22 protein-coding genes are annotated in these 22,245 nt (G+C 29.3%); 21 read left to right on the top strand and 1 reads right to left on the bottom strand.

What is annotated here, in order from left to right:
- The first annotated feature begins 34 nt into the window (after nt 1–34).
- From BLS77_RS13190 to ppdK, 19 genes are all read left to right on the top strand, one after another.
- Nucleotides 35–1,585, top strand: a complete 1,551-nt coding sequence (locus tag BLS77_RS13190) for a nitrite/sulfite reductase (protein ID WP_089970702.1) — start codon at nt 35–37, stop codon at nt 1,583–1,585.
- Nucleotides 1,586–1,722: 137 nt separating this feature from the next.
- The gene (tpx, locus tag BLS77_RS13195) at nt 1,723–2,220 is read left to right on the top strand and encodes a thiol peroxidase (protein WP_089970704.1); all 498 of its coding nucleotides are present in this window, start codon (nt 1,723–1,725) and stop codon (nt 2,218–2,220) included.
- Nucleotides 2,221–2,433: 213 nt separating this feature from the next.
- Nucleotides 2,434–3,375, top strand: coding sequence for a 50S ribosomal protein L11 methyltransferase (prmA, locus tag BLS77_RS13200; protein WP_089970707.1), 942 nt, complete (start codon nt 2,434–2,436; stop codon nt 3,373–3,375).
- Between the two features lie 43 nt (nt 3,376–3,418).
- Complete coding sequence (locus tag BLS77_RS13205; protein WP_089970708.1) at nt 3,419–4,183, top strand: RsmE family RNA methyltransferase; 765 nt, start codon at nt 3,419–3,421, stop codon at nt 4,181–4,183.
- Nucleotides 4,183–5,487: a tRNA (N(6)-L-threonylcarbamoyladenosine(37)-C(2))-methylthiotransferase MtaB gene (gene mtaB, locus BLS77_RS13210; protein ID WP_089970711.1), complete on the top strand. Its 1,305-nt coding sequence runs from the start codon at nt 4,183–4,185 to the stop codon at nt 5,485–5,487. Before BLS77_RS13205 ends, mtaB begins: the two co-directional genes overlap by 1 nt.
- Nucleotides 5,488–5,530: 43 nt before the next feature.
- Entirely contained in the window at nt 5,531–5,872 is a 342-nt protein-coding gene (locus BLS77_RS13215; protein WP_089970714.1) for a histidine triad nucleotide-binding protein, read from the top strand.
- Nucleotides 5,873–5,991: 119 nt separating this feature from the next.
- Complete coding sequence (rpsU, locus tag BLS77_RS13220; protein WP_089970717.1) at nt 5,992–6,168, top strand: 30S ribosomal protein S21; 177 nt, start codon at nt 5,992–5,994, stop codon at nt 6,166–6,168.
- A gap of 24 nt (nt 6,169–6,192) precedes the next feature.
- Complete coding sequence (locus BLS77_RS19935) at nt 6,193–6,348, top strand: hypothetical protein (protein WP_175490859.1); 156 nt, start codon at nt 6,193–6,195, stop codon at nt 6,346–6,348.
- A gap of 304 nt (nt 6,349–6,652) precedes the next feature.
- Nucleotides 6,653–6,931 carry a sporulation protein YqfC gene (yqfC, locus tag BLS77_RS13225; protein ID WP_089970718.1) on the top strand — a complete coding sequence of 93 codons (279 nt, stop codon included), beginning with the start codon at nt 6,653–6,655 and terminating at the stop codon, nt 6,929–6,931.
- Between the two features lie 5 nt (nt 6,932–6,936).
- Nucleotides 6,937–8,076 carry a sporulation protein YqfD gene (gene yqfD / locus BLS77_RS13230; protein ID WP_089970719.1) on the top strand — a complete coding sequence of 380 codons (1,140 nt, stop codon included), beginning with the start codon at nt 6,937–6,939 and terminating at the stop codon, nt 8,074–8,076.
- 27 nt (nt 8,077–8,103) lie between these two features.
- Entirely contained in the window at nt 8,104–10,161 is a 2,058-nt protein-coding gene (locus BLS77_RS13235) for an HD family phosphohydrolase (RefSeq protein WP_089970722.1), read from the top strand.
- 120 nt (nt 10,162–10,281) lie between these two features.
- Nucleotides 10,282–10,782 carry an rRNA maturation RNase YbeY gene (gene ybeY, locus BLS77_RS13240; RefSeq protein ID WP_089970724.1) on the top strand — a complete coding sequence of 167 codons (501 nt, stop codon included), beginning with the start codon at nt 10,282–10,284 and terminating at the stop codon, nt 10,780–10,782.
- Between the two features lie 67 nt (nt 10,783–10,849).
- Nucleotides 10,850–11,551, top strand: coding sequence for a diacylglycerol kinase (locus BLS77_RS13245; protein ID WP_089970725.1), 702 nt, complete (start codon nt 10,850–10,852; stop codon nt 11,549–11,551).
- 93 nt (nt 11,552–11,644) lie between these two features.
- On the top strand, nt 11,645–12,046 hold the full coding sequence (locus tag BLS77_RS13250) for a cytidine deaminase (RefSeq protein WP_089970728.1): 402 nt from the start codon (nt 11,645–11,647) through the stop codon (nt 12,044–12,046).
- An 8-nt stretch (nt 12,047–12,054) separates the two neighbouring features.
- Nucleotides 12,055–12,945 carry a GTPase Era gene (gene era, locus BLS77_RS13255; protein WP_089970729.1) on the top strand — a complete coding sequence of 297 codons (891 nt, stop codon included), beginning with the start codon at nt 12,055–12,057 and terminating at the stop codon, nt 12,943–12,945.
- Nucleotides 12,946–12,948: 3 nt separating this feature from the next.
- Nucleotides 12,949–13,698 (top strand): DNA repair protein RecO, encoded by a 750-nt coding sequence (gene recO, locus BLS77_RS13260; protein ID WP_089970732.1) that lies wholly within the window; start codon nt 12,949–12,951, stop codon nt 13,696–13,698.
- A gap of 6 nt (nt 13,699–13,704) precedes the next feature.
- Entirely contained in the window at nt 13,705–14,334 is a 630-nt protein-coding gene (locus BLS77_RS13265; RefSeq protein ID WP_089970734.1) for a DUF4342 domain-containing protein, read from the top strand.
- 192 nt (nt 14,335–14,526) lie between these two features.
- Nucleotides 14,527–15,165, top strand: coding sequence for a transcriptional regulator CcpN (gene ccpN, locus BLS77_RS13270; protein WP_089970737.1), 639 nt, complete (start codon nt 14,527–14,529; stop codon nt 15,163–15,165).
- Nucleotides 15,166–15,370: 205 nt separating this feature from the next.
- Nucleotides 15,371–18,001: a pyruvate, phosphate dikinase gene (gene ppdK, locus BLS77_RS13275; protein WP_089970738.1), complete on the top strand. Its 2,631-nt coding sequence runs from the start codon at nt 15,371–15,373 to the stop codon at nt 17,999–18,001.
- 33 nt (nt 18,002–18,034) lie between these two features.
- On the opposite strand, the gene BLS77_RS13280 is transcribed toward ppdK, so the two are convergent.
- Nucleotides 18,035–19,099 carry a CotS family spore coat protein gene (locus tag BLS77_RS13280; protein ID WP_089970741.1) on the bottom strand — a complete coding sequence of 355 codons (1,065 nt, stop codon included), beginning with the start codon at nt 19,097–19,099 and terminating at the stop codon, nt 18,035–18,037.
- 148 nt (nt 19,100–19,247) lie between these two features.
- Between BLS77_RS13280 and BLS77_RS13285 the strand changes: the two genes are divergently transcribed.
- A complete protein-coding gene (locus BLS77_RS13285) occupies nt 19,248–20,276 on the top strand; it encodes a deoxyguanosinetriphosphate triphosphohydrolase (protein ID WP_089970743.1) in 1,029 nt (342 codons plus the stop codon).
- A gap of 182 nt (nt 20,277–20,458) precedes the next feature.
- Entirely contained in the window at nt 20,459–22,240 is a 1,782-nt protein-coding gene (gene dnaG, locus BLS77_RS13290) for a DNA primase (protein WP_089970745.1), read from the top strand.
- Nucleotides 22,241–22,245: the final 5 nt, after the last annotated feature.

Consider the following 22,245-nt stretch of genomic DNA (forward strand, 5'->3'; position numbering starts at 1 on the left):
AAAAATAGAAGAAAATATTTTTAGGAGTGATAACATGACTAAGTTAAAAGAAGTCTTATTAGGTGAAATAGAAGAGTTTAGAGAGGTAGGACATAGATTTATTAATAAAGAAATAAATATGATGCAATTTAAACATGATTCAGGTGGAATGGGGGTATATGCTCAACGTGGTGGGGAAAAATTTATGATAAGATTTAGAATACCTTCAGGAATGACAGATATTCGTGAAATGAGATTAATTAGAGATATAACAGAAAAGTATAATTTAGGTGGAATGCATTTTACAACACGTCAAGCTATTCAGTTACATGAGCTGGATATAGATCCAATTTGTGACATTATGAAAGAAGCTTTAGAATTAGACATTTATACCAGGGGATCTGGAGGTAACTTTCCAAGGAATGTTGCTATATCACCATTATCAGGAGTAGATAGGGATGAAGCTTTTGATATTACACCATATGCATTAGCTGTAGGTAATTATTTTATGGAGGAGATATATACTTATAAACTACCAAGAAAGTTAAAAGTATCATTCTCAAGTAGTGAAGAAGATGGTGCGCATTGCAGTGTTCAAGATTTAGGTTTCTTAGCAGTAAATAAAGATGGGAAAGAATATTTTAAAGTTTATTTAGGTGGTGGGTTAGGTAGAAATCCTAAACTTGCGGTTATGTTAGACGAACTTATAGAAACAAATGATATTTTGTATTATGTTGATGGTATGATTTCTATGTTTAAGGCAGAAGGAGATTATGAAAATAAGAATAAGGCTCGTGTTAGATATATTTTAGAAAGAATGGGTAAAGAAGAGTTCTTGAAGTGCTATAAAAAGCACGTAAGTGAAGTTAAAGCTAATGGGGGCTTTGACTTGAAACTAGAAGCTAAAGTTTATAATAAAGAGGGAATAATAATAAATACTAAACATCCAAGGTTATATAGACAAAAGCAAGAAGGCTTATATAGTGTTTACCTTCATCCAATAGGTGGTCAATTAACATTACCGCAATTAGATCTTATATTAGATGAATTAGAAAATTGTGAGGATGCTGAAATAAGGTTATCAATGACTGAAGGTGTTTGGTTTAGAAACTTAAATGGAAAAGAAGCAGAGGGTCTTCTTAAACTTACACACGGAATGGGAGGGGAAACTAACTTAGAGCAAAGCATAGCTTGCATAGGAACACCTACATGTCAAATTGGATTATGTAATAGCCAAGGTGTTTTAAATAGTATTATTGAGTACTTTAAAGATAAAAATTTTAATGAAGATATATTACCAAAAGTATATATATCGGGATGTGGAAATTCATGTGGAGTTCATCAAATAGGAGGAGTAGGATTTACTGGTAAAAAGAAAAGAGTTAATGATAAAGTAGAAGAATGTTTTGAACTTCATATAGGTGGAGAATGCAAAGCATACGATGCAAGGCTTGGAAAAGTTTATGGTGACCTAATAAACACAGAAATACCTAAATTTTTATATGAACTAGCTTTGTTGATTAAGGAAGAAAATATAACATTTACTGAGTTTATAATTAATAGAGAAACAAAATTCGAAGCAATAGTTAAGAAGTATTTAGTATAAAAAATATATTCATATAATAAATGATAACAATTATCATTTACAAGGAGATTGTTAAGGGGTATAATCTAAGTATAATAATTAATGTTTTTTGGAATGATTAATATTAATGAAATAAATATATGAAGGAGGAATAAAAAATGAAAAAAATTAAATTTAAGGGTAACCCTCTAACACTAGAAGGCAATACTGTTTCGGTTGGGGAAAAAATGAGGGCTTTTACGGTATCAGCTAATGATTTAAGTCCATTTACATTAAAGGATACAAGTGGAGTTAGAGTGTTTTTATCAGTACCATCAATAGATACTGGTGTATGTGATATGGAAGTTAAAAAATTCAATTTGGAGATAGGTAACATAAAAGGTGCAAGTTGTTATACAATATCAATGGATTTACCCTTTGCACAATCAAGATGGTGTGGAGATGCGGGGGTAGAGGATGTTAAGATTCTATCTGATTATAAAGATAGAAATTTTGGAGAGGCTACAGGAACATATATTAAAGAGTTAGGGTTATTAACAAGAGCATCATTTGTTGTAGATTCTGAAGATAAGGTAACATTTGTAGAATATCTTGAAGAAGTAACTAATGAACCTAATTATGAAAAAATATTAGAAGCTATAAAGTTAGCTAAATAGAATTTTAACAGCTCTTAAAGCACTGAAATTAATTAAATTTCAGTGTTTTTTTAATAAGGCATCGTAAAATAAATAATAGACCAAAAATCAAGGATACTGGTCTATTATTTTTTTTATGATGCCTAAGGTTAATTAACATAATACTAGACACAATCTTTACATAAGTGTAAAATATAGAATTAGTCAAAGGATGTAAAGAAAGGATTGATTTAAATGCAAGGAACTTGGATAGAAATTAGAGTAATCACAAAAAGTGAGGCGTTAGAACCAATTTCAGGAATATTTTATGGATTAGATTGTAAGGGTGTAGCTATAGAGGATCCAAATGATATACTAGAAACAAAAGAAGGTCCATTAACTTGGGATTTTGCGGATATTAATGTTTTGGAACATAAAGGTAAATGTGCTGTTGTTAAAGCATATTTCTCAGAAGAAGATGAAATTGAAAAGATAATAGCCTATGTTAAGGAGAAGGTTGAAGAAATTAGAGACCTTGGAATTGATGTTGGTGAGGGTATAGTAGAAAATGAAAAAATATTTGAAGAAGATTGGGCAAATAACTGGAAAAAATATTATAAACCAACTCTTTTAGGTGAAAGAATAGTAGTTAAACCAACTTGGGAAGAGTATATAGCAAAAGAAAATGAGTTAGTAATAGAATTAGATCCAGGTATGGCTTTTGGAACAGGAACTCATGAAACAACAAGAATGTGCGTTCAAGCTTTAGAAAGATATGTTAATTTAGATAGTACTGTTTTTGATGTAGGTTGTGGAACTGGTATACTTGCAATTGCAGCAGCAAAACTTGAAGCTAAAATGGCTATAGGGGTTGATTTAGATCCAGTTGCAGTAGAAGTAGCTAAGGAAAATGTAGCACATAATAAATTAGAAAATATTGAAGTGTTATATGGAAATTTAGTAGAAGTTATAAGTGGAAAGGCTGATATTGTTGTAGCTAATATTTTAGCTGAAATAGTATGTATTTTAACAGATGATGTTAAAAGGGTTCTTAACGATGGTGGATACTTTATTTCATCAGGAATTATTCATGACAGAGTTGAAATGGTTGTTAGTAAATTAGAAGAGAGTGGTTTTGAAGTTTTAGAGAAGAATAAAGATGGAGAGTGGAACTGTATAGTTGCAAAATTAAAGTAGGGTATTTATTTGGAGATGCCTAGAAGGTTAGGAGAGAGGATATATGCATAAGTTTTTTACACCAAAAGAAAATTTTTCTGAAACAGAAGGAAGAATAGTTGGTGATGATGTAAAACACATATACAAGGTGTTAAGACTAGCAAAGGGCGAAAAAGTAGTTCTTAATAACTGCGTTGGTGAAGAGTTTTTAGGAGAAGTGAAAAGTGTTGAGAAAACGGAAGTTATTATATCAATTTTAGAAAAATTAGACATAAATAATGAAAGTGAAGTTAAAATATATTTGTTCCAAGGGTTACCAAAATCTCAAAAAATGGATTTAATAGTTCAAAAGGGGACTGAACTTGGCATTGCAGAATTTATACCAACAATAACCTCAAGAGTTGATGTTAAGCTTAAAGGTGATTTTAAAAAATTAGATAGATTAAACAGAATTGTTTTAGAAGCATCAAAACAAAGCAAAAGAACGATTGTGCCAAAGGTTTTAGAACCTATAGCATTTGAAGAGGTTTTAAATAGAATAAACACTGTGGATTTAATGTTAGTACCTTATGAAAATGCAGAAAATTTTGGTGTAAAAACATTGTTTAAAGAACTAAAAGATAAAAATGTTGACTTAGGAACTATTAAAAATATTGGTATATTTGTAGGACCAGAAGGTGGATTTGAAGATGAAGAGATAAGCATACTTAAAGAGAAGGGTGCATATATTATAACTTTAGGAAGTAGAATATTGAGAACAGAAACAGCTGGATTTGTAGCTACTTCTTTAATTCAATATGAATTAGGTGACTTAGGGGGAGATATTTAATGAATGTTGCATTTGCCACACTGGGGTGTAAAGTTAATCAATATGATTCAGAGGCTATGGCAGAAAAATTTATAAGAGAAGGATATAGTGTTGTAGATTTCAATGAAGTATCAGATGTATATGTAATTAATACATGTACAGTTACTAATATGGGTGATAGGAAATCTAGGCAAATTATTGGAAGAGCAAGAAAATTAAATGAAAATGCCATTATAGCTGTAGTTGGTTGTTATTCTCAAATGGCTCCAAAGGAAGTTTCCAAAATTCCAGGCGTTAATGTAGTGCTTGGAACTAGAAATAAAGGTGATGTAGTTTATTTTGTGAATAAAGCTAAAGATGAAGGGCAGAATCAAGTTCATGTTGAAGGTGTACTTAAAAATAAAAAGTTTGAAAACTTGAATATAGAAGAATATCAAGATAAAACAAGAGCATTTTTAAAAATACAAGATGGATGTAATAGATTCTGCACATATTGTTTAATTCCGTATGCTAGAGGGGCTGTATGCTCAAAGGATCCTATAAAGGTGATAGAAGAGGTTAAGAGCCTTGCAAGCCATGGGTTTAAGGAAATAATACTATCAGGTATTCACACGGCTTCTTATGGCTTAGAATTAGAAGGAAACATAACTTTAATAAATTTAATAGAAGAAATAGAAAAAGTAGATGGGATTGAAAGAATTAGAATAGGATCTATTGAACCGGCATTCTTTACTCCAGAAGTAATAGAAAAGATTAAAGGCTTTAAAAAGTTATGTCCACACTTCCATTTATCTCTTCAAAGTGGTAGTGATGGAACCTTAAAAAGAATGAATAGAAGATATGAGGCTAAAGAATATGAGATGTCAGTTAAGCTTTTAAGAAAAACCTTAAAAGATGTTTCAATAAGCACTGATGTTATTGTGGGGTTCCCAGGAGAAACAGAAGAAGAATTTAATGAAACATATGAGTATTTAAAAAGATTAAAGTTAACTAAAACTCATATATTTAAATTTAGCCCAAGAAAAGGAACAAAGGCTGCTGATATGCCTAATCAGTTAGATGGAAAGATAAAAGAACAAAGAAGTAAAATGCTTATAAAGTTAAATGGAATTAATGAAAAATCATTTATAGAGAAATATGTAGGTAAAGAGATGGATGCTTTAATGGAATTTGAAGTACCTGGAAAAGCTGGAATAGTAGAAGGTTACACTAAGAACTATATAAAAGTAGAAGTGCCTTGCAATTGTACGGATGTTAGAGGGAAGATATTAAAGATTAATATAGAAAAAGCAGAAACTAATTTTGCTGTAGCTAAATTAGTTTAGGAATTTAGAAAAAATTTATTTATATATATAAGGCGGTGAATTTATGAACTGTATATTTTGCAAAATAATTAATGGTGAAATACAGAGTAAAAAGATTTATGAAGATGAAAAAGTTTATGCTTTTTATGATATAAATCCTGAAGCACCTGTACATTTTTTAGTAATACCTAAAGAACATATCATAAGTGCTAATGAAATAAGTGAAATAAATTCGAATATTATTTCACATATATTCCTTGTTATTAATAAGCTAGTAAGAGAGCTTGGAATTAATAAAGAGGGTTATAGAATAGTTAATAATTGCGGCGAATTAGGGGGACAGACTGTTGATCACATGCATTTTCATGTTTTAGGTGGGCGAGGGTTAAAGTGGCCACCGGGTTAACAGTTTTCCAATCTATTATTGACATTGCAATTGCAAATATTGTATAATATAGCATGTGTTGTTAAGCCCGTAGCTGAATTAAATTAATTAATTTGAGCTAACGGAGGGAGGGATATAGGATGTCAGAAATTAAAGTTGGAGAGAATGAAACGCTAGAAAGTGCATTAAGAAGATTTAAGAAAAAATGCGCTAGAACTGGAGTTCTTGCAGAGGTTAAAAAAAGAGAACACTATGAAAAGCCAAGTGTAAAGAAGAAGAAAAAATCAGAAGCTGCAAGAAAGAGAAAGTTCAAGTAGGGTTTAATTCTTTTTGAAGAATTTATGAAAATGCCATCAGTAAAAGATAGACTTCAACAAGATAAAGTTATAGAAATTTTAGAAAAAGAAGTCAAGCAAAAAGAACAACGCTTGAATTTAAAAAGGGAAACAGACAAGATTTGGAAGGTCAGTCACAAACTGAATAAAAATCTTAGTTAGTTACCTTCCTCAGCAGTTATAATGATATTAGAAATTATTAAAAAAACAGCTACACCATTGGGTGGAAATAACAGTTGAAATAACATTAGATATATTGAAAAAAGTTAAGGTTTCAATTATACCAGAAATAATTGGTAGATCAGATGATAAATTTATTAATTAATTATAAAATAATATTTAACTAATAAATAGTAAAAGAACTCAATATTTTATTGAGTTCTTTTTGTTGTCTAAAAAAGTAATTTTTTTTTTTATTTAATCATAAAGTACAAAGAGGGATTATTAAATAAGGAGAGGATGCTTTATGGAAGAAAAATTAAATAAAAGTAGGGAAATTATTATAGAGAAGTTTGATTTACCTAAAGATGTTATTTTGGATGTTCCTAAAATTATAGTTATAGGGGATAGAGAAATAACTATAGAAAATCATAAAGGAATCATTGTATTTGAAAGAAATATAATAAAAATAAATAGTAGGTTTGGACCAATAACCATAAATGGAGAGAACTTTGAAATACTATATATAGGAAGTTCAACTACAACAATTAGTGGTAAGTTTAAATCGATAGCATATGAGAGGTAACATATATGGGGTTAAATAAATTTAAAAATGGGAAAGTTTCAGTTGAAATTAAAGTTTTAAACCCTGAAAGAATATTAAACATATTATGGAATAATGAAATTAAAGTGTCTAATGTCAAAAAAATAGACATAGCTACTTTAAGAGTAGATATAGACTATAATGATTATACACAGTTAAGAGAAGTTGTAAATAGAATAAATGGAAAAATGGATATTGTAGGGCGTGATGGACCATTATTTTTACTAGGAAAACTAAAAAAACGCTCTTCTTTAGCAATTGGGGCAATAATGTTTATTGGAATAATATTTTATTTATCCACTTATATTTGGGGAATTGAAATAAAAACAAAGAAAAATGTATCTCCATTTGAAGTAAGACAACAACTTTATGATATGGGCATTAAGCCGGGAACATTAAAAAAATCTATTGAAGTAAAAGATATAGAAAAAAAACTTGAAGATATAAACTCAGATATTTTATGGCTTAGAGTGAGGATAGAAGGCTCTACGTTGAAAGTTTTAATAGAAGAAAAGGTAAATCCACCGGAAGAAAAAAAACCGAAGCTAGGTAATCTAGTTGCTAAAATGGATGGCCAAATAAATAGAGTTTATGCCTACGCTGGGAGAACAGTTGTTAAAACAGGAGATGTTATTAAAGCTGGAGATATTGTTATAGAAGGAATTGATGGAAAAGAGGGAGAAGAATTTCAAGTTCCGCCAAATGGAATTGTTATGGCTAATACATTCTATGAAAAATCAATGGAAGTTAAAATTAACGGAACATCCATGGAGAGAAATGGAAATAAGGATAGTGACGTTTATTTGAATATATTTGGAAAGAAAATTTATATAAAAAAAGCTATAAAAGGTTTTAAAGAATATGATAAAATAGAAGACAGTAGTAAAATGCTAAATAAAGTGGTATATTTTGAAAGAGAAGAAAAAAATGTTAAGTTAACAAAAGAAGTGGCAATTGAAAATTCAATAAAAAGTTCAGAAGAATCATTGCTTAATGAGTTAACTAGAGAAGCTACAATAGTAGATAAGATAGTTAATACAGAAGATATTGGCGATGAAAGTATAAAAGTTAGAATTGTTTTTGTAGTTGAACAAAACATAGTAGACAATAATACTATTGAATATTAAAACTATGTAGATAAGAAGGTGGGAAACATGTTTTTTAATGGAAATGGTTATAAACCAAAGGATAGATCAAAAAGAATGTTTATTTTTACAATAGTATTTGTTCTTATTTATATTTTGCTTATTACAGCAATAGCCCCTAAGAAATATAATTTAACAGAGGGAGATATTGCAAATGCGGATATTAAGGCACCAAGAGATACTGTAGACGAAAGGGCAACTAAAGAAAAGGAAGAGGAAATATTAGAAAAAGTAGATAAGCAATACACTGTAAAGGGTGAAGTAAAGCTTTCTGCAGAAGAAAATATTACAAAGTTATTTAATAAGATAAGTAATATAAATGCCACTATAACTGATGAAAAGGAAAAAATAGCAGCAGCTAAAAAAATAGAAGGTTTTAATTTAACTGAAAATGAATTTAAAATTATACTATCATCAACTAAAGAAGAAATTGCTCAATTTGAACAAAGTTTACTTGGAATAATGAAATTGGTATATGTAAATAATATTCAAGAAAATAACATTGAAAATATTCAAAATTCACATGGAATAGTAAGCTATGAATTAAGTAAAAAAGATATTTCAAGAGAATTAGAATTAGCACTAAGTAATATTGCATTTAGCCAAATAAAACCTAACTTGTTCTTTGACAAAGAAAAGACAGATGAAAAAGTAAAGGAAGCACAGAAAAATCTGCAAAAAGAAATAATAAAGAAAAATCAAACCATAGTTAAAGAAGGAGAACCTATAACATCAAGTCAAATAGAAATATTAAGAGAACTTGGATTATTAGATAAAGGGCTTGGAAAAACTTATATGTATACTTATTTGATTTTGGCAGTATTTGTAGCAATGGTATTAGGTATGCAATATTCTTATTTATCAAAGGATAAAAAAGAAATTTATAATAATATAAAGATGATTATTATGATAAGTGTTATTAACTTAATATCTCTTTTACTTGCAAGAGGATTAAATATAATATCACCATTCTTAATACCCTTAGCCTGTGGTCCAATTTTATTAACACTACTTTTAGATTATAAAACTTCATTAGTTATAAATTCATTAAATATTTTACTTGTAAGTGTGGTTGTAGGGTTTAGTCCCCATATTATAATACTTTCTATAGTTAATGTGATAATTGGATCAACAACGCTTAGGAAGTTACAACAAAGAAATGATATATTATATTCAACTATATATATTGCAGGGGTTTCGGCATTAGTTACATTATCAACTGGTATGCTGTTATCTAATAACTTAACAGGTATTTTTATAGATACTGGATTTGTTATTTTAGGATCAATTATGTCAGGAGTGCTGGCAGTTGGGTTTTTACCTTTCTTAGAATCAACATTTGATATAGTTACTAATATTAAGCTTTTAGAAATGTCGAATCCAAACCATCCTCTAATGAAGAGGTTACTAATGGAGGCACCGGGAACTTATCATCATAGTGTAATGGTAGCTAACTTAGCCGAAGTTGCAACTGAAGAAGTCGGAGGGAATCCTGTAATTGCTAGAATAGGAGCATATTATCATGATATTGGTAAAATTAAAAGGCCATATTTCTTTGGAGAAAATCAAATGGGGAAAGAAAATCCACATAATAAGATTACTCCGAATTTAAGTACCCTTATAATAATATCTCATGTTAAAGATGGAATAGAACTGGCTAAGGAATATAAAGTTCCAAAGGTTATTCAAGATATAATAGAGCAACATCATGGAACTACATTAGTTAAATATTTTTATTATACAATGAAAAATTCAGCAGAGAAACCTGAAGATATTAAAGAAGAAGATTTCAGGTATCCAGGACCTACGCCTTGTAGTAAGGAAGCTGGTATATTAATGCTGGCAGATAGCGTGGAAGCTGCGGTAAGGTCTATAAATGAGCCAACTAAGGGTAAAATAGAGGAAATGGTAAATAATATAATTAAAGATAAGTTACATTCAGACCAATTAGTTAATTGTGATTTAACTTTAAGAGATTTAGAAAAAATAAGAAAATGTTTCTTAAAAGTTCTAAATGGAATATATCATAAAAGAATAGAATATCCGACAGAAAAAGTTAGAAGTTAGACAGCTAAAAAAAGTGGGGAGGGGCATCTGCCTTTCCCTTAAAAATTTAAATATTATTTAAGGTACTCGAAAAAATCATAGAAACTAGTTGTTTCTGTGAAGCTCCATAGGAGGAGAAAGATGTTATATACAGATAATAGACAAGATAAATTAAAAGTAACTGAAAAATTTATTGATAAATTAAGTGAGGTTTGTAGCTTTACTTTAAAAGAAGAAGAGCTAGATAAAGAATATCAAATTTCATTGCTATTTGTTGATAATGATAAAATTAAAGAAATTAACAAAGAAACAAGAGGAATAAATAAGGAAACAGATGTGTTATCCTTTCCTATGCTTGATTATGAAGATAAAAAAGTATATAAAAACATGTATAAAGGATATGAATTTGATGAAACATATATGGATGGAAATGAATTAGTTTTAGGTGATATGGTACTTTCTTTAGAAAAGGCTTTAGAGCAAAGTTTAGAGTATAACCATTCTTATGAAAGAGAAGTTTCGTACTTAATAGTTCATTCTATTTTACATTTGCTTGGATATGACCATATGGAAGATTCTGAAAAAATAATAATGAGAAAAAGAGAAGAGGAAATATTAAATAAATTAGAGATTATAAGATAAGGCGCTTTTGAAAAAATAATAGCATTGACTAGAAATTTTTTAGATGCCTAAAGAAAAGGATGATTATATGAAATTTAAGAGGCTATTAGAAAGTTTTAACTATGCTATAGATGGAGTTTTAGATACAGTAAGAACTCAAAGGAATATGAAGATACATCTCTTTGTAACACTATGTGTGTTACTTGCATGTTTCTTTTTTGATATTTCTAAAAGTGAGTTCTTAATTTTGGCAATTACTATAACGCTTGTAATAACAGCGGAACTTATTAATACAGCTATAGAAGCTGCTGTAGATATGACTACAAATTTTTATCATCCTTTAGCTAAAGTTGCTAAAAATGCTGCAGCTGGAGGGGTTTTAGTAACTGCAATTAATGCTTTAATAGTTGGATATATAATTTTCTGGGGTAAACTTTCAGATATTTCATATGTAATGATAGATAAAGTGAGAGAGTCTGAGCCTTATATGATTTTTATAGTGTTAGTATTTGTAACAATAGCAACAGTAATAGTTAAAGCTATATTTGGAGAGGGAACTCCATTAAAAGGTGGAATGCCAAGTGGTCATAGTGCATTATCATTTTCAGTAGCAACAGCTATAGCTCTTATTACAGAAGAACCTGTATGCATACTTTTAAGCTATTTAATGGCTTTTATTACAGCTCAAAGCAGAGTGGATTCAGAAGTGCATTCCATTTTAGAGGTTATAGTTGGAGCAATATTTGGAACTTTATTAACAGTGTTTATATTCACGATATTTAGACTATAGATAGGTTTAAATTTAATACTCTACTTTAAGATTAAATAGTGATATAATAAAACCTAATAATAACACACAAATTACAAAGTAGGAGGCATAATTATGGATTATAATAATATTATACAAAAAGCTATAGAGGCTAGGGAATTAGCCTATTGTCCTTATTCTAACTTTAAAGTTGGTGCTGCTGTTTTATTTGAGGATGGTGAGATATATACTGGATGTAATATAGAAAATGCATCTTATGGGGCTACTAACTGTGCGGAAAGAAGCGCAATATTTAGTGCTGTATCAAAAGGAAATAGAAAATTAAAGGTAATTGCATTAATTGGAGATACAAAAGAATTTACATATCCTTGTGGAATATGTAGGCAAGTAATTGGTGAGTTTGCAGAAGACAAAGATACAAAGATTATAATTATAAAAAATAAAGATGAATATATTCTAAAGACTTTTGAAGAGATAATGCCAGGAGCATTTACTAAGAAAGATTTAGAAAATTAGGAGGACAAATGTTTAAATCAGGATTTATAACAATAGTAGGAAGACCAAATGTAGGTAAATCAACATTATTAAATAAAATTATGGGTGAAAAACTTTCAATAGTTTCAAATAAACCTCAAACAACAAGAAATAATATACAAACAATTTTAACAAAAGAAGATTATCAAATGGTCTTCGTAGATACTCCAGGGATACATAAGCCTAAACATAAATTAGGTGAATACATGGTAAATTCAGCAAAGGATTCTATGAAAGAAGTAGATCTTGTGTTGTTCCTTGTAAATCCAGATGAAGAAATAGGAAGAGGAGATGCTTTTATCTTAGAAGCTTTAAAAAATCAAAAAGCTCCTGTTTTCCTAGTTTTAAATAAGATTGATGAAAGTACACAAGAAAGAGTAGCAAAGACATTACAACTATTTGCAAAAGAAATGGATTTTAAGGAAATAATCCCTATATCAGCAAGAAAAGGTAGAAATGTTGATAAATTAATAGAGTTAATGGTTGGAAATATGCCAGAAGGGCCAAAATATTATCCAGAAGATATGATAACAGATGTTCAAGAAAAATTTGTTATATCAGAAATAATTAGAGAAAAAGCATTAAGAACTTTAAGAGAAGAAGTTCCTCATGGAATAGCTATAGATATTATTCAAATGAAAAAAAGTGATAGTGGAACTTGGCATATTGAAGTAGATATGATATGTGAGAAAGATTCACACAAAGGAATTATAATAGGAAAAGAGGGTCAAGGATTAAAGAAGATAGGTGAAACAGCAAGATATGAAATCGAAAGATTCTTAAATGCTAAGGTTAACCTTAAAGTTTGGGTTAAAGTTAGAAAAGAATGGAGAGATAATCAAAATTTCTTGAAAGAGTTAGGATACAAAAAGATAAAATAGGGGATGGTTCTGCTGTCATTAGAGAAAACAAAAGCAGTAGTTATAAAAGCACAGGCTTATAAAGAAAATGATAAATTAGTATGGTTATATACTGAAGAATTCGGGAAGGTAACAGCTATAGCAAGAGGAACTAAAAAAAGTAAGAGCAGATTATTTGCTCTTACTTTACCTTTATGTTATGCAGATTATGTTCTCTTTAAAGGAAAAAACCTATTTAATTTACAAGAGGGTAAAATAGAGAATTCTTTTCAAGGTTTGTTAAGTAACTTAGAGAAGCTTACTTATTCATCCTATATTTGTGAGTTAATAGATATATGTTTAGAAGATGGTGAAAATAATAAACAGTTATATAAAGATTTTATTAAATGTTTATATTTATTAAATACAGATGCGTTAAATTATGAAATGCTTATTAGATCTTTTGAATTAAAACTTTTAAAATCAACAGGGTATGGACTAAATTTAGATCAATGTGTTAGTTGCAGAAAAAAAATAACAGTAACTAATTATATATCTATTTCTCATTTTGGTGGGGTGTGTGAAATGTGTAATAGGCAACATGGGATGTATATTTCAAAGCCAGCATATAATGCGCTAAGATTCTTAAATAACACTGATATGGAGAAGGTTTATAGACTTAATATTAATTCAGAGGTGAAAAAAGATATAAGCAAAGTAAATACTTTACTTATATCTTCAAATTACGCTAGAAAACCTAAAAGTTTAGAAATGCTAAATTATATAAAGGAGTGATTATATATGGAAATAACATTAGAAAAGGTAGATAAAGTAAAAGAAAGAACAGGATCAAGTTATGCTGAGGCAAAGTATGCATTAGAAATTAGTCATGGAGAAGTTTTAGATGCAATAATATATATAGAAGAAATTAAAGGCATAAATGGAGTTTTACCTATTATTGAAACATCATCAAAAGGTGAAAAAGGTGAAAATGATAAAAATGGAGAAACTGTTGAAGAATTTAAAGTTTGGTTAAAGGATTTAATCAATAAAGGAAATGTTTCAAGAATAAGAATTAGTAAAGATGAAAAAGAATTAATAGATATTCCAGTAAATGCAGGTATTGCAGCAGGAATGATCGGGATAATATTACCTCAAGTATTAGCGTTTGGAGTTATAGCAGCAGTAGTAACTAAAATTACTATAGAATTAACTATGGCAGATGGTAGTGTTGAAGTTGTAAATAAGTATATTTCTAAGGCAACAAGTGAAGTAAAAGAAAAAGCAAGTGATATTGCTGAAAAAGTAAAAAATAAATTTAATGAAGTTAATTTTAAAGGATATAAGAGTCCTAAAAGTAGTAATAAAGCCGATTCTAATGAAGAATCTGTATATACTTATACTGCTAATTTTGAAGAAACGGATAAATAAGGAGTAAATGAAAGTAAAACAGGTAATATAAGTCAATAAAATGAACAAATTAAGGATATTCAGCGAATTTGACTAATTATTCAGAAAATTAAGCATAGTCAAATTTTTATAAAATGTTATAATTATACTGTAAATATCAAACAAATCAAAATTATCTGAATATTCCTTAAGTTGTTGGAGAGAGGTATAAAATTGAAGTTATCAGGAAGACAAGAGGAAATTATAAAGTTAGTAAAAGAAGGACAGCCCATTACAAGTGAAGCATTAGCTGAAAAGTTAGGGGTTACAAGAGCTGCACTTAGAGCTGATCTTGCAATACTAACTATGATAGGAATATTAGATGCTAAACCAAAGGTTGGTTATATTTACGCTGGTAACCCTACAGATACTGCTATTTTGGATAACATATCTAAAGTATTGGTTGGGGATATAATGTCGAAACCTATCACTGTTAATAAGAATACTATGGTATATGATGCAATCGTATTCTTATTTTTAAACGATGTAGGTACATTATTTGTTGAAAATAACGGAATACTCATAGGTGCTGTATCTAGAAAAGATTTCTTGAAAATTGCAATTGGAGGCACCGATATTTATAAAGTTCCAGTAGGAGTAATAATGACAAGAATGCCAAACCTAGTTTGTGCATATGCAGAGGAAAGTGCATATAGTGTTGCTAAAAAAATTATAGAACATGAAATAGACAGTGTTCCTATAGTTGAAAAAATTAATGAGAAGTGCGAAGGAAAAGAGCAATTTAAAATAGTAGGTAAGATTTCAAAGACTAACATAACAAAGCTATTTGTAAAGCTTGGAGAAAGTACTTAAGAGAAGTTCGAAAATGGTAGTTTGTAAAATGATTTTTAACTTCAAATTTAGTTTTTTTTATGAAGTTAATAATTGTTATACCCTTGGGGTATAAATAGTAATTCGAAGAGTGAAGTTTGAAAATGGGTAAATTTAAATGGGTAGCTACGGGGCACAAGTTCCGATAGTATATAATCGAATTAGTATCGAACGGAGGAGTATTGAGATGGATAATAAGAAGTACGTTTACCTTTTTAGTGAAGGCAACGCAACAATGAAAAATCTTCTAGGGGGCAAAGGGGCAAATTTAGCAGAAATGAGCATACTAGGAATTCCAGTGCCACAAGGGTTTATTGTTACAACAGAAGTTTGTAATAAGTACTATGAGGATGGAAAAGTAATCGCAGAAAAAATCATTAAAGAAATCCATGAAAATATTGCGAAACTAGAAAAAATAACAGGTAAAGAATTCGGAAGTACTACTAATCCATTATTAGTATCAGTAAGATCAGGAGCAAGAGTGTCAATGCCTGGTATGATGGATACTGTTTTAAATCTTGGTTTAAATGATGAAGCTGTAGAAGCTATGTCTAAATTAACTAACAATCCAAGATTTGCATATGATTCATATAGAAGATTTATACAAATGTTCTCAGATGTAGTTATGGGAATTGAAAAAAGATTATTCGAAAATATAATAGATGAATTAAAAGAAGAAAAAGGTGTTAAAGTTGATACCGACTTAACAGGTGAAGATTTAAAGGAATTAGTAAAGAGATTTAAGGCTCTTTATAAAAAAGAAAAGGGTGAAGAATTCTTAGCAGATCCAAAGCAACAATTAATAGAGTCAATTACTGCAGTATTTAGATCATGGGATAATCCAAGAGCTATAGTATATAGAAGATTAAATGATATTCCAGGAGAATGGGGTACAGCTGTAAGTGTTCAAGAAATGGTATTTGGAAATAAGGGCGAAACATCAGGAACTGGAGTTGTGTTCTCAAGAGATCCTTCTACTGGTGAAAATGTAGTTTATGGTGAATACTTAATGAATGCACAAGGGGAAGATGTTGTTGCTGGTATAAGAACACCACTTCCAATTTCAAAATTAGAAGAGCAAAACCCAGTAATATATAAAGAATTCACTGATATTATAGATACTTTAGAAAAACATTATAAAGATATGCAAGATATGGAAATGACAATTGAAGAAGGAAAGTTATACTTCTTGCAAACTAGAAATGGTAAGAGAACAGCTCAAGCAGCTTTAAAAATTGCTGTTGATTTAGTTGAAGATGGAACTTTAACTAAAGAAGAAGCAATACTAAAAGTTGAGCCAAGACAATTAGATTCATTACTTCATCCGGCCTTTGATGTGGAAGATTTAAAGAATAGTAAGGTTATTGGTAAGGGACTTCCAGCATCTCCAGGAGCTGCATGCGGCACAATTGCATTCACAGCTGAAGAAGCTAAGGAAAGAGCTGAAAAGGGTGAAAATGTAGTTCTTGTAAGGCTTGAAACTTCACCAGAAGATATAGAAGGTATGATTGCAGCTAAAGGTATATTAACTGTTAGAGGTGGAATGACATCTCATGCTGCAGTAGTTGCTAGAGGAATGGGAACTTGCTGTGTTGCAGGTTGTGGAGAATTAAAAGTAAGTGAAGTTAATAGAACTTTAGAAGTAGATGGAAAAGTTTATACAGCAGATGATTTCATCTCAATAGATGGATCAACTGGAAATATATATGGAGTAGCTGTTAAAACTGTTACACCAGAAATATCAGGACATTTTGCTAAATTCATGGGTTGGGCAGATGAGATAAGAAAGTTAAAAGTTAGAACAAATGCAGATACTCCAAAAGATACTAAACAAGCAGTTGAATTTGGAGCAGAAGGTATTGGGTTATGTAGAACTGAGCATATGTTCTTCGCTGAAGACAGAATAAAAGCAGTTAGAGAAATGATAGTTGCTAAAAATGTTGAAGAAAGAAGACGTGCATTAGATAAAATACTTCCAATGCAAAAAGAAGATTTTATAGGTATCTATGAAGCTTTAGAAGGAATGCCAGCTACAATTAGATTCTTAGATCCACCATTACATGAATTCCTGCCTCATAGTGATGAAGATATTGCATCACTAGCTAAGGATATGGGAATTGGATTTGAAGAATTAAAAGCAACAGTTGAATCATTGCATGAATTTAATCCAATGATGGGGCATAGAGGCTGTAGACTAGCTGTATCTTATCCAGAAATTGCAGAAATGCAAACAAGAGCAGTAATTGAAGCTGCAATAGCTGTTAAAGAAAATAAAGGATATGATATAATTCCAGAAATAATGATACCATTAGTTGGAGATGTTAAAGAATTAAAATATGTTAAAGACATAGTAGTTAGAACTGCTGAAGCTGTAATGAAAGAAAAAGGAGTTAAGTTAGAGTACAAAGTGGGTACTATGATAGAAATTCCAAGAGCTTGTATAATAGCAGATGAAATAGCTAAAGAAGCAGAATTCTTCTCATTTGGAACAAATGACTTAACACAAATGGCATTTGGTTTCTCAAGAGATGATGCAGCTAAATTCTTAGTAGACTATTACGAAAATAAAATTTACGAACAAGATCCATTTGCTAAATTAGATCAAAAAGGCGTTGGAGAATTAATTAAACTCGCAGTTCAAAAGGGAAGAGAAGGAAGACCAAATATTAAACTTGGAATATGTGGAGAACATGGTGGAGATCCATCTTCAGTTGAGTTCTGTCATAACATAGGCTTAGACTATGTTTCATGTTCACCGTTTAGAGTGCCTCTAGCTAGACTAGCAGCAGCTCAAGCACAAGTGAAAAATAGAAGATAATAAATTAAAAGGAGCGCTATATGCGCTCCTTTTTTAGTTAAAGTTAACTTCATAATCTTTTTCTAATAATACCATCATTTCCTTAATAAATTTAAGCTGAGAATCAGTTCTATCAAGACCTCTCTCAAGTAAAGAAATAAAGGCATTTTTATTACAACGTTTAATATTTTTATAATAATCTCTAGAAATTTTCCAATATTTTTGTGGGAAAGCAATATAAGCAAGGATATATTTTAAATCTGAGGGAGTTAAAGGATTAACTTTCATATAATCATCAATTATTTTTAATGCTAAATCCGTATCCCAATTAGTATTTTCTCTTTTAAGAAGTCGTCTTAAAAAATATGAAATATCATGAGCTGAATAATCCATTTTACATTTATCAAAATCTATAATCCAAACATTAGAATCAGCAATTAAAATATTTTTATTTACAAAATCACCATGGCATAATGATTTTGAAAGTTCGGAGCAGTTAATACTAGATGATATTTTAGAGGAAAGTTTAGCAAGTTCTAAATTAATATTAAGATTTTTTAAAAATATTTTAGAAAATCTATCATTATGATGTTTTGCTTGCTTTGCACTAATTAAGATTTGTTCTAAATGTTTATCTACAGAAATATGATAATCATCACAACCTATTCTAGTGCAACTACCACTAATTGGAACAAAATTTTGGGAAGATTTATGTAACTTTGCTAGATCCTTTGATGAAAGTTCCATATGATATTTGTTGTCAAAATCACATTTTAAACCATTTACCCAAGGTGTTAATATAAATAACATACCCATATACTTAATATATCTGTTGTTAGATTTTGTAGGTAATAATTTTGGTACATTTAAATTGTTTCTATATAGCCATTCCATAGCAGAATATACATATAGAAGATTAGATTCATCATAGTAAACTTTTTTCAAACAATAACTTTTATTTTTAAAATCAACTCGATAAACGGCTCTTTGTTTATCTGTATCTTTAAATTTAACCATTGTAACATTTGCAAATTGAAGGTCATAATGTGGTAAAACAAAAGATTTCATGCTTTCAATGGATAGTAAATCTTTAGTGGAGGGACATATAGTATTTTCCATAAATAGTCTCCTTATAAAATTACTTATTATTAGGATATTATTTTTAAATGTTAAATAGACTATTTAATGATAAATATATTTTATATTCTTGTATTAAATAAAGGTTTTTGGAGAAATATATAGAATATGTTATATAGAGGTGAGATATGTGAACGTAAGAGAGAAAATAGAAGGTTTTGAAGAGTTGACATTTATACCACAAGCAACATTTAGTAGTAAAAGCTTAGGAAGAGAGCGATATGAAGAAGGAGATACTATAAGAACTTGTTTTATGGTTGATAGAGATAGAATAATTCATTGCAAATCCTTCAGAAGGCTAAAACATAAAACACAAGTTTATATAAAAACCTTTGGAGATCACTATAGAACAAGATTAACGCATACTTTAGAGGTAGCTCAAGTGGCTAGAACTATAGGTGCTGGTATAGGATTAAATGAAAATCTAATAGAAGCAATTTCATTAGGTCATGATTTAGGTCATGTAGCATTTGCTCATAACGGAGAGGAAGTTTTAAAAGACTTTCTAGATGAAGGATTTAGACATAACGAACAAAGTGTTAGAGTAGTTAAAAAATTGGAAAGAGAAGGAAAAGGGTTAAATCTAACGGCAGAAGTTATAGATGGGATTTTAAATCATAGTGGTTTGTCTAAGGGATCTAATAAAGCGATGACGTTAGAAGGCTGTGTTGTAAAATATAGCGATAAAATTGCTTATTTAAATCATGATATTGATGATTCTATAAGAGCTGGATTATTAACAGAAGAAGAATTGCCTAAAGAAGTTATAAAATTACTGGGAAATACTCATTCACAAAGAATAGAAACTCTTGTACTTGATATGATTAAAAATACTACAAAAAATATCAATGAAAATATACCTGATGTAACATTAAGCTTAGAAATTTGGGAAGCTATGACGGAACTTAGGCAGTTTATGTTTAAGAATGTGTATTTAGGGGATATTTTAAACGTAGAAAGAAGTAAAGCTAAATTTATATTAACACAATTAATAGATCATTATTTTAAAAATCCAGAAGAACTTCCAGATATGTATAAAATTATTTTGGAAGAAGAAGGCTTGAAAAGAGCAGTAGCTGATTATATAGCTGGGATGAGTGATGATTATTGTTTAAATAAATTTAATTCTATTTTTGTACCAAAGTTTGTAATTTACTAAAAAGTATAAATATAAAATTTGTTTTTGGGGAAAATATTTTTATAATAAAAAAACAAAAATTGAAATATAAAAAAATAAAATGTATTAAAATATAATTAAATCATATTTTAAGAAGGAATTAATTATATTATGTCGAATAATAAATAGGTTGAAGAAAATTTATAGTAAGGAGGGGGATCTCCTTGCAGATTTCTGAAGAAATTTTAGAAAAAATTAAAGAACAGAGTGATATAGTAGATGTTATATCAGAAACTGTAAAATTAAAAAGATCGGGTAGGAATTTTTCAGGGCTATGTCCCTTTCATAATGAAAAGTCACCTTCTTTTTCTGTGTCACAAGATAAACAAATATATAAATGTTTTGGATGTGGAGAAGCAGGTAACGTTATAACATTTGTTATGAAAAATAAAAATTTACCTTTTGTAGATGCTGTTAAGTATTTAGCAGAAAGAGTAAATATAGTTATTGAAGATGAATCAGGAAAAAGAAATAAAACTACAGAAAAAAAAGAACAAATCTATAACGTAAATGTTGAAGCCGCAAGGTTTTTCTTTTCAAATTTAATTAATACAAAAAGTTCTAAAGAATATTTTTTAAATCGTGGTATTCAAGAAGAAACTATTAAAAAATTTGGGCTCGGGTTTGCAAAAGATAGTTGGAACAACTTAATTTTTCATTTAAGAAAAAAAGGGTTTAAGGATGAGTTGCTATTAGAAGCCGGATTAGTTTCTACAAGTGAAAAAAAGGGTAATCAATACGATCGATTTAGGAATAGAGTTATGTTCCCTGTTTTTGATTATAGGGGTAAGGTAATTGGCTTTGGAGGAAGAGTTTTAGATGATTCTAAACCTAAGTATTTAAATTCACCAGAAACCTTAGTTTTTCAAAAGGGTACTAATCTGTATGGGTTGAATTTTGCTATTAAAAATAAAATACCTGATAGATATTTTATAATAGTAGAAGGATATATGGATTTAATTACATTACATCAATATGGTATTACTAATGTGGTAGCATCCCTTGGAACGGCACTCACAACAAGCCAAGCAAGACTTTTAAAAAGGTATGCAGATAAAGTAATTATTTCTTATGATGCGGATGTAGCTGGTCAAACAGCAACACTTAGAGGTCTTGAAATATTAAGAGAAGCAGGCTTTGATGTAAGGGTTTTAAATATTCCAAAAGGAAAAGATCCTGATGAATTTGTAAGAAGTAATGGAAGCGAAGCCTTTAAAAAACTTATAAATGATGCGGAGCCTTTAATTGATTATAGATTAAAGAGAGCAGAAGATGGAATTGATTTTAAGGAAAGTAATTCACTGGTAAAATACGGTAATAGAGTTACGCATATATTAGCTGATTTAGACCCGGTAGAAAAGGATGTTTATGTTAAAAAAATATCCGAAAATACAGGTATTAGAGAGCAGACATTATATGATGTTTTATCAAGGGAATTAACAAAGAATACAAAAGAAAATAATTTCATGAATAATAAGGAAGAAAATGGAACAAAATTATATGTAGAGCCCGGTTTTTTAAAAGCAGAACGTTCTTTATTGAAATTAATGCTTAAAGATGAATATTTTGATTATATAGTTTCTAACCTAAAGGAAGAAGATTTGATTCTTTCTGAACATAAAGAAATATTCTCTATAATCAAAGAAAATCAAAAGGGTAAACTAAATAATATGATAACTTTTATAGAATCAAAATGCCGTGATGTAAAAACTATCAAAGAAGTATTAAAAATAAAAGATTATAATGTTTTTGAAGCAGTTGATAGTAAAAAGCAAATTATGGATTGTATAAAAGAATTATATAATTATAAATTAACTCAGAGATTAGAAACTCTAAAAAGAGAACAAAAAGTTTTAGAGTTAAGTGGAAATATCGAAGAATCAATTCAAATAGTTATTGAGAAAACAAAAATAGAAAATCAACTAAAAAGAGGTGGAAGAAGATAGTGGAA

This window comes from Clostridium gasigenes (assembly GCF_900104115.1).
Classification (GTDB): Bacteria; Bacillota; Clostridia; order Clostridiales; family Clostridiaceae; genus Clostridium; species Clostridium gasigenes.

What these genes read in the sequence shown, in the direction of transcription:
- BLS77_RS13190 (WP_089970702.1), top strand. Translation starts at nt 35, where the DNA reads ATGACTAAGTTAAAAGAAGTCTTATTAGGTGAAATAGAAGAGTTTAGA.
- tpx (WP_089970704.1), top strand. Translation starts at nt 1,723, where the DNA reads ATGAAAAAAATTAAATTTAAGGGTAACCCTCTAACACTAGAAGGCAAT.
- prmA (WP_089970707.1), top strand. Translation starts at nt 2,434, where the DNA reads ATGCAAGGAACTTGGATAGAAATTAGAGTAATCACAAAAAGTGAGGCG.
- BLS77_RS13205 (WP_089970708.1), top strand. Translation starts at nt 3,419, where the DNA reads ATGCATAAGTTTTTTACACCAAAAGAAAATTTTTCTGAAACAGAAGGA.
- mtaB (WP_089970711.1), top strand. Translation starts at nt 4,183, where the DNA reads ATGAATGTTGCATTTGCCACACTGGGGTGTAAAGTTAATCAATATGAT.
- BLS77_RS13215 (WP_089970714.1), top strand. Translation starts at nt 5,531, where the DNA reads ATGAACTGTATATTTTGCAAAATAATTAATGGTGAAATACAGAGTAAA.
- rpsU (WP_089970717.1), top strand. Translation starts at nt 5,992, where the DNA reads ATGTCAGAAATTAAAGTTGGAGAGAATGAAACGCTAGAAAGTGCATTA.
- BLS77_RS19935 (WP_175490859.1), top strand. Translation starts at nt 6,193, where the DNA reads ATGAAAATGCCATCAGTAAAAGATAGACTTCAACAAGATAAAGTTATA.
- yqfC (WP_089970718.1), top strand. Translation starts at nt 6,653, where the DNA reads ATGGAAGAAAAATTAAATAAAAGTAGGGAAATTATTATAGAGAAGTTT.
- yqfD (WP_089970719.1), top strand. Translation starts at nt 6,937, where the DNA reads ATGGGGTTAAATAAATTTAAAAATGGGAAAGTTTCAGTTGAAATTAAA.
- BLS77_RS13235 (WP_089970722.1), top strand. Translation starts at nt 8,104, where the DNA reads ATGTTTTTTAATGGAAATGGTTATAAACCAAAGGATAGATCAAAAAGA.
- ybeY (WP_089970724.1), top strand. Translation starts at nt 10,282, where the DNA reads ATGTTATATACAGATAATAGACAAGATAAATTAAAAGTAACTGAAAAA.
- BLS77_RS13245 (WP_089970725.1), top strand. Translation starts at nt 10,850, where the DNA reads ATGAAATTTAAGAGGCTATTAGAAAGTTTTAACTATGCTATAGATGGA.
- BLS77_RS13250 (WP_089970728.1), top strand. Translation starts at nt 11,645, where the DNA reads ATGGATTATAATAATATTATACAAAAAGCTATAGAGGCTAGGGAATTA.
- era (WP_089970729.1), top strand. Translation starts at nt 12,055, where the DNA reads ATGTTTAAATCAGGATTTATAACAATAGTAGGAAGACCAAATGTAGGT.
- recO (WP_089970732.1), top strand. Translation starts at nt 12,949, where the DNA reads ATGGTTCTGCTGTCATTAGAGAAAACAAAAGCAGTAGTTATAAAAGCA.
- BLS77_RS13265 (WP_089970734.1), top strand. Translation starts at nt 13,705, where the DNA reads ATGGAAATAACATTAGAAAAGGTAGATAAAGTAAAAGAAAGAACAGGA.
- ppdK (WP_089970738.1), top strand. Translation starts at nt 15,371, where the DNA reads ATGGATAATAAGAAGTACGTTTACCTTTTTAGTGAAGGCAACGCAACA.
- BLS77_RS13280 (WP_089970741.1), bottom strand. Translation starts at nt 19,099, where the DNA reads ATGGAAAATACTATATGTCCCTCCACTAAAGATTTACTATCCATTGAA.